The sequence below is a fragment of the Candidatus Dependentiae bacterium genome (assembly GCA_016871815.1).
GTDB lineage: Bacteria > Babelota > Babeliae > Babelales.
The window spans coordinates 17,607-31,500 of the sequence record VHBT01000003.1; the positions used below are offsets into that span (position 1 = coordinate 17,607).

Genomic DNA, 13,894 nt, shown 5'->3' on the forward strand with positions numbered 1-13,894 from the left:
AATTAAATAAACTTATAATAAATTAATGGATAAAACGCTCGATCTATTAGTACTGGTACGCTGAATGACTCACATCACGTACACGCCCAGCCTATCAACCTGGTAGTCTTCCAGGAATCTTACCCGAATAAATCGGAGGGGTATCTTATCTTGAGGTTGGCTTCCCACTTAGATGCTTTCAGCGGTTATCCACTCCAAACCTAGCTACTCGGCGTTGCCCATGGAAGGACAACCGAAACACTAGAGGTTTGTTCATTCCGGTCCTCTCGTACTAGGAACAACTCCTCTCAAATACCCTGCGCCCACAGAGGATAAGGACCGAACTGTCTTACGACGTTCTGAACCCAGTTCGCGTACCACTTTAACTGGCGAACAGCCAGACCCTTGGGACCTTCTCCGGCCCCAGGATGTGATGAACCGACATCGAGGTGCCAAACTTTCTCGTCGATATGGACTCTCAGAGAAAATAAGCCTGTTATCCCCGGCGTACCTTTTATCCGTTTAGCAATGGCTCTTCCATTCGAAACCACTGGATCACTAAATCCTGCTTTCGCACCTGCTCGACTCGTTTGTCTCGCAGTCAAATTGTTTTCTACTTTTGCGCTCACACTGGCGATTTCTATTCGCCATGAAACAATCTTTGAACGCCTCCGTTACATTTTAGGAGGCGACCACCCCAGTCAAACTACCCAGCAGACACTGTCTCCTTCCCGGATTCACGGGAAAAGGGTTAGATATTCAAATGTATCAGGGCGGTATTTCAACAACGACTCCACTTAAGCTAGCGCCTAAATCTCAACGTCTCCCGCCTATCCTACACAAACAAATCCAAACATCAATGTCAACGTATAGTAAAGGTGCACAGGGTCTTTCCGTCCTTCTGCGGGTAAACAGCATTTTCACTGTTACTACAAATTCACTGAGTCTCTCTCCAAGACAGCTCCCAACTCGTTACGCCATTCATGCGGGTCAGAACTTACCTGACAAGGGATTTCGCTACCTTAGGACCGTTATAGTTACGGCCGCCGTTTACTGGGGCTTCGATTCAATGCTTCAGGCTTTCACCTTGACATCTCCTGTTAACCTTCCAGCACTGGGCAGGCGTCAGACCATATACTTCATCTTACGATTTTGCATGGCCCTGTGTTTTTGTTAAACAGTCGATTGGGACTCTTATCTGCGACCAGAACCTGCTTCATTGCTGTCGCAACTAACAAGCCTGGCACCTCTTATCCCGAAGTTACGAGGTCAATTTGCCGAGTTCCTTAGAGAGAGTTATCTCAACGCCTGAGCATACTCAGCTCGCTCACCTGTGTCGGATTACGGTACGATCACTCTTCTACTCGCTAGAGGTTTTTCTAGTCAGCATGACTCGAGCTCAATACGCTTCTTATATAAATTAGCGCACCTATAATGTCTCAGAATCTATGAGCGGCGGATTTACCTACACGCTCTTCCTCGAACACTTCGCAAGACAATCCAAAAATCTTGTGAACTCTGCCTTCTGCGCCACCCCATCACTCAAACGCAGTCCAGTGGTACAGGAATATTTAACCTGTTTTCCATCACCTACGCCTCTCGGCCTCGGCTTAGGCATCGACTAACCCTGGGCGGATGAACCTTTCCCATGGAAACCTTGAGCTTACGGCGAACAGGAATTTCACCCGTTTTTTCGTTACTTATACCAACATTCTCACTTCTTAGAACCACATTCGTCTTTCCAGTCGAACTTGTATCTTTCTAAGAACGCTCTTCTACCGCTCTATGTCAAAACATAAAACCCGCAGCTTCGGTGGCACGCTTGAGCCCCGTTTATACTTCAGCGCAGAAACACTTGACCAGTGAGCTATTACGCTTTCTTTAAAGGATGGCTGCTTCTAAGCCAACCTCCTGGCTGTCTAAGTATTTCCACCTCTTTTCCCACTAAGCGTGCACTTGAGGACCTTAGCTGGCGGTCTGGGCTTTTTCCCTCTCGACCATACGGCTTATCCCACATAGTCCGAGTCCCGTATTCCACCCCGCGGTATTCAGAGTTAGTAAAGGGTTGGTAGACTTTCGCCCCCTAGCCTAAACTGTGCTTTACCCCCGCGGGTAAGCATACGAGCCTATACTTAAATATATTTCGAAGAGAACCAGCTATCTCCCAGCTTGATTAGCCTTTCACTCCTAACCACAAGTCATCCGAGAATTTTTCAACACTCACCGGTTCGGACCTCCATTGCTATTTACAGCAACTTCATCCTGCTCATGGCTAGCTCGCTAGGTTTCGGGTCTACTCCACACTACTAACGCCCTATTCAGACTCGCTTTCGCTACGGCTCCGTTCTTTCAAAACTTAACCTCGCAATGTAGAAGTAACTCGTTGGCTCATTATGCAAAAGGTACATGGTCGTGCATACGTATATCGCACTTCCACCGATTGTAGACGTATAGTTTCAGGGTCTATTTCACTCCCCTCCCGGGGTTCTTTTCACCTTTCCCTCACGGTACTTGTTCGCTATCGGTCATTAAGTAGTATTTAGCATTACCCAATGGTCTGGGCAGATTCCCACAGAATTTCACGTGCTCCATGGTACTTGGGTACTCACTCAAACTAACTAACCTTAGTTTTAAAATACGGGACTGTCACCCTCTGTGGTTGACCATTCAATGTCATTCTTATAACTAAGGATTGCTGTCTCGAAAACTGCATTTCCGACAAATAAGCCCCACTTCCCGATTGCCACAACGCATGCAGGCTATCACATGACAATCGTTTTTTGCTTCTTCCGTTTCGCTCACCACTACTCAGGAAATCACTTTGTTTTCTTTTCCTGATCCTACTTAGATGTTTCAGTTCAGATCGTTTGCCTTCTAATCCTATATATTCAAATTAGAATACTGACTTTATAAATCAAATCAGCGGGTTCCCCCATTCAGAAACCCCCGGATCATCGCTTAATTGGCAGCTCCCCGAGGCTTATCGTAGCCTTCAACGTCTTTCATCGCCTCTTAATGCCAAGGCATCCCCTATACGCCCTTTTCAATTATCCAAATTTGTAGTATTACCCCTAATTAAAGAAGTAATGAAAATTTTTCTGCTTACTTAGCACTTTTCTCAAATATTTCAAAGATCACAAACCATTATATTTTACTGGTGGGCCCGAGTTGACTCGAACAACCGACCTCCCCGTTATCAGCGGGGTGCTCTAACCAGCTGAGCTACGGGCCCTTATCAAAACAAAGCCTTAAACTACCAAAACCTTGGTAGGCCTAGGTTGACTCGAACAACCGACCTCCCCGTTATAAGCGAGGCGCTCTCACCTGCTGAGCTATAGGCCCAGCAACAGGCATTGTTAACTCGAACGAATTAACAAAATTTTAACGTCTGAACATGGACTCTTTACACATCTTTTACGATTTTTACATCGCAGACAAGTTTAACTTGTCTATTTTACTCCCTCGAAAGGAGGTGATCCAGCCGCAGGTTCTCCTACAGCTACCTTGTTACGACTTAACCCCAGTCACTCCCCGCACCTTCGGCGCTCGTCTCCTTACGGTTGACAAAAACGACTTCGGGCGCAAACAGCTCCCATGGTTTGACGGGCGGTGTGTACAAGGTCCGTGAACGTATTCACCGCATCGTTCTGATATGCGATTACTAGCGATTTCAACTTCATGCAGTCGAGTTGCAGACTGCAATCCGAACTTAGACGAGTTTTGCTGGGATTTGCTCCACCTCGCGGTTTCGCGCCCCTTTGTTTCTCGCCATTGTAACACGTGTGTAGCCCCAGACATAAGGGCCATGAGGACTTGACGTCATCCCCACCTTCCTCCTTGTTTCCAAGGCAGTCCCGCTAAAGTGCCCAACTAAATGTAGCAACTAGCGGCAAGGGTTGCGCTCGTTAAAGGACTTAACCCAACATCTCACGACACGAGCTGACGACAGCCATGCAGCACCTGTTAATGTGCTTGAGTTACCCCAAGAAACGCTATCTCTAGCGCGGTCACAAAAATGTCAAGCCTGGGTAAGGTTACTCGCGTAGTGTCGAATTAAACCACATGTTCCACCGCTTGTGCGGACCCCCGTCAATTTCTTTGAGTTTTAATCTTGCGATCGTAATACTCAGGCGGATCACTTAACGCGTTAGCTTCGACACAGATCTTCCAAAGAAAACCCACATCTAGTGATCATCGTTTACGGCGTGGACTACCAGGGTATCTAATCCTGTTTGCTCCCCACGCTTTCGCGCTCCAGCGTCAGTTACGAACCAAGGGGCTGCCTTCGCCATCGGTATTCCTCTAGAGATCTACGCATTTTACCGCTACTCCTAGAATTCCACCCCTCTCTCTCGCACTCAAGCAACACAGTATTGTCTGCATATCGATGGTTAAGCCACCGGATTTAACAAACAACTTATGAAGCCGCCTACACGCTCTTTACGCCCAATCATTCCGAATAACGCTCGCACCCTTCGTATTACCGCGGCTGCTGGCACGAAGTTAGCCGGTGCTTTCTCTAGCGGTACCGTCATCCCCGCGGGGTATTAACCCACGGTCTTTCTTTCCGCTTAACAGAAGTTTACAATCCAAAGACCTTCATCCTCCACGCGGCGTCGCTGCGTCAGGCTTTCGCCCATTGCGCAATATTCCCCACTGCTGCCTCCCGTAGGAGTCTGGGCCGTATCTCAGTCCCAGTGTGGCCGATCACCCTCTCAGGCCGGCTACCCATCATCGCCTTGGTCAGCCATTACCTAACCAACTAGCTAATAGGACGCAAGCTCATCTAACAGCGACAGCATGAGGCCGCCTTTACTCTTTCGAGACCATGCGGTATTAACTTCAATTTCTCGAAGGTATTCCCCACTGTTAGGTAGATTCTTACGCGTTCCTCACCCGTTTGCTACTGTACTTACCCCAAAAGGCTTTCTCGTTCAACTTGCATGTGTTAGGCGCGCCGCCAGCGTTCATTCTGAGCCAGAATCAAACTCTCCATATCAAAAACTTAGAGGTCCATGTTCAGACGAATTTTCATTCAATCTATGGTTTCAATAATCTCAAAGATCAAAAATCTTTTTTTCTCTCGACTCAATCGCGCTTTCGCTTCGTTCGATCGATAACAAAACTATACATCATTTTTTTCATTTTGCAAGTTTTATTTTTTATTTTTTTATCATCAATTCAAGGCAAAAAAAATTACCGCATGAATTAACAAACCCAAAAACAATTCGTGTTTTTAAATTACGTGATATTTTTTAATATTGCAAATTTTTTTTACACAAACTTACTCAGAAAAACAAGCTACTGGTCGTCGTTTTTCAACTTCGTTTCGCATCAGCCATCAACAAAAACAATTATAGGGATTTTAATTTGAGTTGCAAGCTTTTTTTTACTTTTTTTTCAAAAAACTTTTTTTTGCGCAAATAAACCCTAGACCCAGGGCAAAAAATACGATTAAGCTGCATAGTCTTAACCAAACAAAAGGGGCGCACCCTAAAAGCACGCCCCTTTTGACACTATATATATAAAGGAATATTTCTAAATATAGGAAATCGCTCCATAAATATCAAAGACCGCTCCAGCCAACACCTCAACTCTCAAGCTTCCAGAATCACTCAAGCAAATAGCATTTGCATCAACAGTACCCTCTGACGTAAACACAACCTTGTCATCAATAACAAGCACACCGGTTTGAAGTCTTGGCGAAGTTGATGTTCCATAGAACGTACATCCATTCAAATACAAGCGAGAAGTTTGACTTGCCATTGTAAGTTGATTTTTCGAAGCAGAACCACCACGAGCCCCAAGCCCTGAGGAGTCATAGCTAAAGGTAACGTTTCTATCAACATACAAAGTCGACGCCGACTGAATAGCCAATGTTCCATTTGAAGAGAAAGCAAACGTATATCCCTTACCCTTAATATTAACATCATTATAAATATTAATATTACCAGCAGAGAGAGTATAATTTCCCGCCAAGTTAAGATCCGTATTTCTAAGATTAATAACACCAGTATAGTCAACACATCGAATCAAATTACGCGATGCAATGTAAGCCTCGGCAACACTATAAGTTGTTTTCGCACTCAAAGCTCCACTAGTCCCAACGTTAACAGCCCCAGTCAAACCCTCAACAACAACATCATCCAGCCACAAGTTAACCGGCGAACCAGCACCCTCTCCAGCTCCAACAGAAATACCAACAAAGTTAGAACTCAAGCTACCCAAGTTAAGCACATGACCACAACCCCGAATTGTTGATGCTGTAGATTGACCAGTAAACGACCATGTCATACTCAAGTCTTCTTTCGCACTCAACTCAATAGTAACACCATTACCAAAGACCAATGAAGCACCAGAACCGAGAGAACAGCACGCCGAGCTAAAGTCTTTAAGCACAACGTTTTCCAAGGTCACGGTCTTATTGGCAGCAACCACAAGGGCTCCACTCTGACCCGTTCCACGAGCAAACTGAATAGAACGCCCACCACCATTCCAGGTAATATTACTTGCACTAGTTCCGCGGAAATTAAGAACCCTGTTAAGCCCACTAACACTTTCATCTCTAATCTGTTGATAAAATGCAGCATCAACAAAGATAGCACGCAGAGCTTCTTGACTCTCAACAACCCCACCATTAACAGAAATAACACTCACGCCATCAGGCTGAATAATATTAGACGCATCAGGCGAAGATAATGTGCTGTACTCAAGAACCGTATTATCAATTCTAAACACACCACCAGTATTTGCTCTTGCACTAAAGGTATACGAACCTGTTTCTACCGCGCAAGGCGCTCCGTAGAAATAGAACGTTCCCTGAGTAAGCGTATAGTTAGCACCTAAAATAAATGTACAACCATTAAAGGAAACCGTTGAATACGAATCTTCCATTAAGAAGAAGCCTAATCCATTTGTAGAACCACCAAGAGGACCGGATATTGTTCCAAGTCCTTTAATGACACAATTATTAATTTCAAGAGTATGTCCCGCACGAACAACAATCGTTCCACAGGTAGACATATCAAGAACCATACCATGACCATCAATAACCGAACGACTTCTTGTTTGCGCTGTTCCAAAACCTGCCGAACCAAACCACCAGGAACCACTCAACTTAAATGGAGCGGCAAGCTCAAGAGCACCGGCGTTAATCATAGACAATGTACCAGTCCAGGTAAGATCTCGACCAGGAAGAACCAAGCTTCTTAGTCCAAAATCAATATTTCCGCGACCAGAAAACTCAACATTCTCCGCAAGCGCCAAATGATCCCCAAGCACAATTGTTCCACCATTCATGGTCACACTCGCATTAAGCTTACCCTGAAGAGCCAAAGTAACCGAGGTACTTGAATCAGCCAAGACGATCGCAGAGCTAAATAAAGGAGCGCCCTCGATAGAATTTCCAGTGCCAGAAACCGTCACCGCCGGCAAAAAAGTTCCAGGAAGAGCACATAGCCTGTGAGAACCTGTTAATTTAATAGTATCTGTGGATGATCCATTATAAACACCAGTAAACAAAGCACGCGCAGTTCCTTGCTCCAACATTCCACTAGAAAAAGTAATCGCATCAGCAACGTCACCCTGAATTCTTGTTGAGGCCGCATTTGAAAGCTCAAGAGTTCCATTAAATCCAGTTATTGCAGTATCAACAAAAAAGCGGCTGGTCGTATCTGCCAAACGCAATCTGGATTCTCGACTGGAAAAAACAAACGGCGCATAGACCTTTTCAGCCCCAACAGCCAACAAAACAGCTGTTAAAAAAAATCTTACAAGAAGCCCAAGCCCCTTACGCTGACTACTCATACTCTCCCCCTTCTCCTTAAGGATCTGTACCTATCAAAATCAAAAAGCAAACGTTAACTTAAATCGCTTCAAACAAAAACCGAGCACCTCTCAAAATAAGATAACGCCAACAAGACGAGCTGAATGAGAGAATATGAGTCGGCGAAATAAAAAATCAACAAAAGCGAAGACTGCCAAACACCCAAACTGGCAAATAAAATAAAAACTCGCGGATTTAACTAAAATTGACCCAATAAATAAACCGCTATAAACTCTGACTAATCTTAAATGCCCAGGTGGCGGAATTGGCAGACGCGCTAGGTTCAGGTCCTAGTCTTGTTACAGAGGTAGGGGTTCGAGTCCCCTCTTGGGCACCAAAAAACCTTCTCACAACAATTTCTTAAGACTTCTACTAATTATTAAAAAACCACCACACAACAAAGCGAGACTCGTGCACCTTGCCACCAAACAACCCGTACGCTAAGATAAAAAATAATTATCTATCAAACCAATACTCATATTTTTTATAAAAAAACGAAAAGACACCAATGGCAAAACGCGATTACTACGATATTCTTGGAGTATCAAAAACATCAACCCCCGAAGAAATAAAAAAAGCCTACAGAAAGCTCGCCCTTCAATATCACCCAGACAAAAACCCAAACAACAAAGAAGCTGAAGACAAATTTAAAGAAGCAGCAGAAGCATACGAAACACTTTCAGACCCTCAAAAGCGCCAACAATATGATCAATTTGGTCATTCTGGGGCAGATTTTACTGGCGGACATCATTATTCAAACGCAGACGAAGTCTTTGAACAGTTTGGAGACATCTTTGGTTCGTTCTTTGGCGGAGGCCACCAATCTCGATCCCGCGCAAAAAAAACTTCCCCAACAGCACAAAACGGAAGCGACCTTAGCCAAGACGTAAGCATCTCACTTCAAGAAGCATTTCTTGGAACAAAAAAAGTAGTCGGCGTGTATCGCTACCAAACATGTACCGATTGTAACGCAACGGGCGGAGCTGACGGCGCAAAAGCAACGACTTGTTCAAGCTGCAGAGGACATGGTCAAGTTATGCATCAACAAGGATTCTTTTCTTTTGCAAAACCATGCACAACATGTAAAGGACAGGGAATTATCATTACAAATCCATGCAAAACCTGTTCAGGGCAATCACGCGTACAAAAACACGAAAAACTCACCGTTACCATTCCAGCTGGCATCTTTGATGGCGCACAACTCAGACTTGCAGAAAAAGGCGATGCCGGAGTCTTTGGCGGACGCTCTGGCGATTTGTACATCAGAACACATATTGCAGCTCACTCAACATTTACAAGACGCGAAAACGATTTAGTTACAAAACTCACACTGACATATCCACAACTTGTCTTGGGATGCCAAATCGAAATCGAATCAATTGACGGAACAAAAGAAACATTAAAAATTCCATCAGGCTGCCAAGTTGGCAAAGAGATTGTAATGCCTGGAAAGGGTTTTCCCGTTCTTGGTAAAAATGCACGCGGCAACCTTGTGATAATCACACAATGTCACATTCCAACAAAACTTACCGCTGAAGCAAAAAAAACATTACTCGAGTTTTCATCTCATATTGATACGCAAAACTCAAATTCAAATGACGGAATAACCGGATTTTTTAAAAAATTTTTAGGATAAAAAAATGAACCATTACAAAAAAATACTATTACTTACATTCTCACTAATCATAAATTCAATTCACTCCACAGAAACAAGCGCCCCACACAAAGACATACAATCAAAAATTCTCTCCGAGCAACTCTACTTAGCGCAGCTTCCCCAAGAAACCCTTAATAAAGTCAATATAAACAGCGAAGAACTTTCCTGCGACATGAACAACATAATTACCGAAATCTCAAGCTCAAATATCTCTAACAAAGAAAAACAATCTCTTCTAAATTTATTACTACTCAAATACCTATCAATCGCTTACTTTAAATACACTCAAGACAACAAATCCCTAACCCTTTCTAGAATTGCGGAAATAAAAGACTCCCTTGATGAATATAGCTTTTACAAAGACAAAAGCATCCACATATTCGAGTATCTAGCCGAAGGAACCTTTGCAGTCTGGCTCATGGCATCTTTTGTCTTAGCATTCACTCAACCATCAAAAACTTTATTGATCGGCGAAAGTATAGTTTTATTAGGACTTGTCGCCTACCTCTGGCACAAAGAATACACATCTCCAATAACAAGACCAAAAAAATACTGGGACGAAAAATTACTTCTAGAGCTTGCCGAAATCACAGACCATTATTTCTTAGGAATAATTAACAATTTAAAAGCATATCCCTCAGAAACAATAAAAAACCTTTGCTCAGAAGCAGAAAGCACCTACAAAGAATTAATGAATCACGGTTTTATGACTCAGCCAGATTTCATAACAGGAAAAAGGGAAATCCTTCAAAACGATCTAAAAACCTTTCACCAAATCCTTGTTGAATACAAAAAAAAGCTTCAAAATCGCATAATATCTTAAACAAATAGTTAAGGGCTCAAGTTATTGAGCCCTTAAACGAATACACAACGAATAAAAAAAATTATTTTTGAGCCGCTATAACCTTAGACAATAAGCCCTGTGCATCTTCGCATCCCACAGCAACTGCTTTTTCTAACCACCCTTGAGCTTTATTCAAATCAACCGGAACCCCAAATCCATTCGAGTAAACCAACCCCAAATTTGCCATCGCCAGACCCGAACCATTTTCTGCTGCAATCAAAAGAAACCTACGTGATTCGACATAATCTTGCGGAACACCAGTACCGTTAAAATACAAACAAGCCAAATTAAGAGCCGCATCATCATGCCGCGAATTAATAGACAACGTCTTTTTATAATACCCTGCAGCCTTTTCAAATTGTTCTAACTTTAAATAAATCTGTCCCAAATTATATGCGCACGCATCATCATTTTGCCGGCTTTTTTCCGCCAAAGACAGCCAATATAAAGCTTTATTATAATCAGGATGGACAGAGCCAAGACCATCCGTGCACATGACTCCCAAATCTAATTGTGCGCAAGATTCTCCCTGATTAGCAGATTTTTCACACCAATAAAAAGCCTTATCAAAGTCTTGCACAACACCCTGTCCACAACGATATGCATAAGACAACATATACTGAGCAAATGCATTACCACCCTCAGCAGCCTTTTCTGCCCAAGCAACAGATTTATTAAAATCTTTTTTTTGATAATATTCCAACGCAAGCTCAACTTGAGCATTAACATCACCGGCTTCTGCAGATTTTATCTTCAAGTCCTTAGAATAAAAAACAAACCCCAAAACCAAACTCAAAATAAGAATAAATGGCATAATTAAAAAGACAAAACCCAACCGATTTTGTTTTATTTCAGCCCAAGAAAGATCCTTCCTCCAATAACGAGTACTCCCAAAAGCAGAATCATGTTCACTTTCAAGAACCCAACCACTCCTTGCCCACGCCAACGCATCAAAAAACCATTTAAATTTCATAAAAAAAACTAAAAAATCTCAATCATCTAATATAAAGATAATTCAATAAAAAAAGGCTGTGAATTAAAAAACACAGCCTTTATAAATAAAAAATTTAAATTTAGCCAATCAAGCCAAAATACAAGCCAGTGATTAAGCCAAACGCTGGAACCAAGTTCGCCTTTACCCAATCAAGATATCCAAGTAAAAGCGCCTGCACTGAATCGATCGGCAATCCATTAGAAAAGCCAATTTGCGCATACAAAGAAACCCAATCAACGGTCAAAAAACCACGCATCTCAAAAAATTTTATACCACCAATCAAGACCAAAACACTGATCAGTAAAATCTTAAAAGTCTTACGCGCAAAAAAACCAACAAGAAAGCCAACAACAAGCAAAGAAATTGCTTGAGAAACATCTGCAACATTAGTACCAATTGATTTTAATGGCCCAGATAAGCCAATATCCGTCAAAAAACCACGCAACCAATCAACTGATTTTGTCCAAAAATTAAACATATAACCGAGAACCCCAGGGCAAAAAAACAAACTGCCGCCATCCGTATTGTTATCTTACCACAAACGATAGTCCAAGATCCATGATACCAAACAAAAGAGGCGTGCAAAAGGCTTTTTCTTAGCTTTTTACACGCCCAAACCAAATGATCAAAAGCGAATTTACGCTACAAGATCTTTAAGTTGTTTGCCTGGTTTAAACTTAGGAACTTTTTTAGCAGGGATTTTCATCTTTGCTCTTGTTGCTGGGTTAACACCAACACGTTCTTTACGTTTAATCACTTCAAAAGTACCAAATCCTGTAAGGACTACTGATTTACCTTTTTTAAGTGATGTTTCAACGATACCAACAAAAGCTTCTAATGCATTTTTGCAAGCAGCCTTTGTAAGATCTGTTTGTTTAGCCATAAGCTCAACAAGTTCTGCCTTGTTCATACAACATCCTCCGCAACTACATAAAACTGAAATATACTGCCACAACCGATTGCGGCACGTCTTACGCACCTGAGAATTGTTGATCCAGACGAATTTGTCAAGCAACCAAATAAACTCGCACTGTCAGAAAAGATTATAAAGAAATAAAAATGGAATTAAGCCCAAACATACATTGGTGCCGAGGACCGGACTCGAACCGGTACGAGTATTAACTCGAAGGATTTTAAGTCCTTTGCGTCTACCTATTCCGCCACCCCGGCAACCATATCTTGAAACTTTGGAGGCGGCACCCGGATTCGAACCGGGGATCACGGTTTTGCAGACCACTGCCTTGCCTCTTGGCTATGCCGCCCAAGAAGTATGGGTTTTATTCTACTCCGTATCACAACGCCTGACAAGAGCATTTAATCGCAGAATGCATTTTCCATTCTTATTTATTGAAAAAAAACTTTGTTTAATTAAAAATCTGCTAGAATTCAATCGCCAGCAACGCCTCCACCAAAGGAGTTTTTCATGTTTAAAGCGACTAACCTTCTTTTTATCCTTGCAGCAACAACTATTACCATTCTTGATGCACCAAAAACCCCTCCACCCACAACCTCAACCGAAGACTCCTCCGAAAGACCCGAACCCCCAATCCTAAAACCGCTTCCTGCAGATTACCATCCATCACCATCCCAAAGCAGCGTTTCAACCCACGGGGCAGGATCATCAGCAGAACCAACACCCCAAGAAGAAAGCCTAAGAAAACTACGAACTCATACCACAGAGTCAAAACTCGATGATGATGACACTGTAGACCGATATGATCGCCCTCCACTGCCACCACGCCCACCACTTCATCCCAAGCCCACTCGCGCTCGCCGCCATGGGATCTATCACCAAGAAACACCTCCTGAGTTTCTAGAGCTACAAGCCTCACAACAATCACTCGAAGAAACTCTTGAAAGATCAAGCACTCTTGATGAATTTTGCGATATTTATTATCCAGAAGCAGATGCATATTACGAAAGACACCGTGGCTGGCCAGACATTTTGATTGGAAAATACAGAAAAATAGAATATGAGATAACAGCCCTTAAAACAGCTCTTTCTGACGAAGCCGAAACAACTGATCCTGAAAGAACTACGACACGAATAAAAAATCTCATTAACTATAACAAACGAATACTGGTTTTTTTAGCACCATTTGAACGAGGAAAAGAACATGCAACAAATGCATTTCATGTACTAAGATCAAAAAAAAATCCTCGAATGCTTCTTGAATTTCAAAAACACAATCTTGCAAAAATTGAAGAACTCAAAAAAATTGTTGCCGATATTGATGAAAGCGAAAAAAGAGCTAGCGAAACATTTTGTGCAACATACAAACACCCTCTGAAACAAGAACTTGTTTTTTGGTGCAGCTGTGCTTTTTTCTTTGAACACGCATTTTTTGAAAACAGCCCAACAAAACAATCCTTCTCCTACAAAGAAGCTGGTATCAGAATTACAAACACAACTCACCACTACCTGTGGCATGAAAAACTATTAAAAACCTGCAGAGAAGCTTGCGCACATCACAATCATTTTCTTGAAAGCGCCGAGAAATTAAGCGCTGTATATAAAAAACATTTTGCGATGAATGAATTCTGGGAAGGTGCCTATCATGCCGCACAAATTCTTTTTGAATCCGAAGAATAACA

The 13,894-nt window shown here is 42.5% G+C and carries 7 protein-coding genes, 5 tRNA genes and 2 rRNA genes; 4 read left to right on the top strand and 10 right to left on the bottom strand.

The annotated features are described in order from the left end of the window. Positions 1–8: 8 nt before the first annotated feature. The 5 genes from FJ366_01095 to FJ366_01115 all read right to left on the bottom strand — a co-directional run bounded on the left by FJ366_01095 (position 9) and on the right by FJ366_01115 (position 7,785). Positions 9–3,036: ribosomal RNA gene (locus tag FJ366_01095) — 23S ribosomal RNA — on the bottom strand. 98 nt (positions 3,037–3,134) lie between these two features. Then, positions 3,135–3,211, bottom strand: a tRNA-Ile gene (locus tag FJ366_01100). A gap of 33 nt (positions 3,212–3,244) precedes the next feature. Then, positions 3,245–3,321 (bottom strand) — tRNA-Ile (locus tag FJ366_01105). A gap of 122 nt (positions 3,322–3,443) precedes the next feature. After that, positions 3,444–4,974: ribosomal RNA gene (locus FJ366_01110) — 16S ribosomal RNA — on the bottom strand. Together the 16S and 23S rRNA genes with 2 tRNA genes alongside form the textbook arrangement of a ribosomal RNA operon. 543 nt (positions 4,975–5,517) lie before the next feature. After that, on the bottom strand, positions 5,518–7,785 hold the full coding sequence (locus tag FJ366_01115; protein MBM3894181.1) for a hypothetical protein: 2,268 nt from the start codon (positions 7,783–7,785) through the stop codon (positions 5,518–5,520). A 269-nt stretch (positions 7,786–8,054) separates the two neighbouring features. Here FJ366_01115 and FJ366_01120 point away from each other — a divergent pair. The 3 genes from FJ366_01120 (at position 8,055) to FJ366_01130 (ending at position 10,284) form a co-directional block, all read left to right on the top strand. Beyond that, positions 8,055–8,141: transfer RNA gene (locus FJ366_01120), tRNA-Leu, on the top strand. Between the two features lie 171 nt (positions 8,142–8,312). Then, the gene (gene dnaJ, locus FJ366_01125; GenBank protein MBM3894182.1) at positions 8,313–9,440 is read left to right on the top strand and encodes a molecular chaperone DnaJ; all 1,128 of its coding nucleotides are present in this window, start codon (positions 8,313–8,315) and stop codon (positions 9,438–9,440) included. Positions 9,441–9,444: 4 nt separating this feature from the next. After that, entirely contained in the window at positions 9,445–10,284 is an 840-nt protein-coding gene (locus tag FJ366_01130) for a hypothetical protein (GenBank protein ID MBM3894183.1), read from the top strand. A 61-nt stretch (positions 10,285–10,345) separates the two neighbouring features. Here the strand turns inward: FJ366_01130 and FJ366_01135 are convergent, their stop codons facing one another. The 5 genes from FJ366_01135 to FJ366_01155 all read right to left on the bottom strand — a co-directional run bounded on the left by FJ366_01135 (position 10,346) and on the right by FJ366_01155 (position 12,561). Continuing rightward, positions 10,346–11,278: a sel1 repeat family protein gene (locus FJ366_01135; GenBank protein ID MBM3894184.1), complete on the bottom strand. Its 933-nt coding sequence runs from the start codon at positions 11,276–11,278 to the stop codon at positions 10,346–10,348. A 100-nt stretch (positions 11,279–11,378) separates the two neighbouring features. Next, entirely contained in the window at positions 11,379–11,777 is a 399-nt protein-coding gene (locus tag FJ366_01140; protein MBM3894185.1) for a hypothetical protein, read from the bottom strand. 159 nt (positions 11,778–11,936) lie between these two features. Next, entirely contained in the window at positions 11,937–12,209 is a 273-nt protein-coding gene (locus tag FJ366_01145) for an HU family DNA-binding protein (GenBank protein ID MBM3894186.1), read from the bottom strand. Between the two features lie 173 nt (positions 12,210–12,382). Next, positions 12,383–12,469, bottom strand: a tRNA-Leu gene (locus tag FJ366_01150). 18 nt (positions 12,470–12,487) lie between these two features. Next, positions 12,488–12,561 (bottom strand) — tRNA-Cys (locus FJ366_01155). Between the two features lie 161 nt (positions 12,562–12,722). Between FJ366_01155 and FJ366_01160 the strand changes: the two genes are divergently transcribed. Continuing rightward, positions 12,723–13,892, top strand: a complete 1,170-nt coding sequence (locus FJ366_01160) for a hypothetical protein (GenBank protein MBM3894187.1) — start codon at positions 12,723–12,725, stop codon at positions 13,890–13,892. Positions 13,893–13,894: the final 2 nt, after the last annotated feature.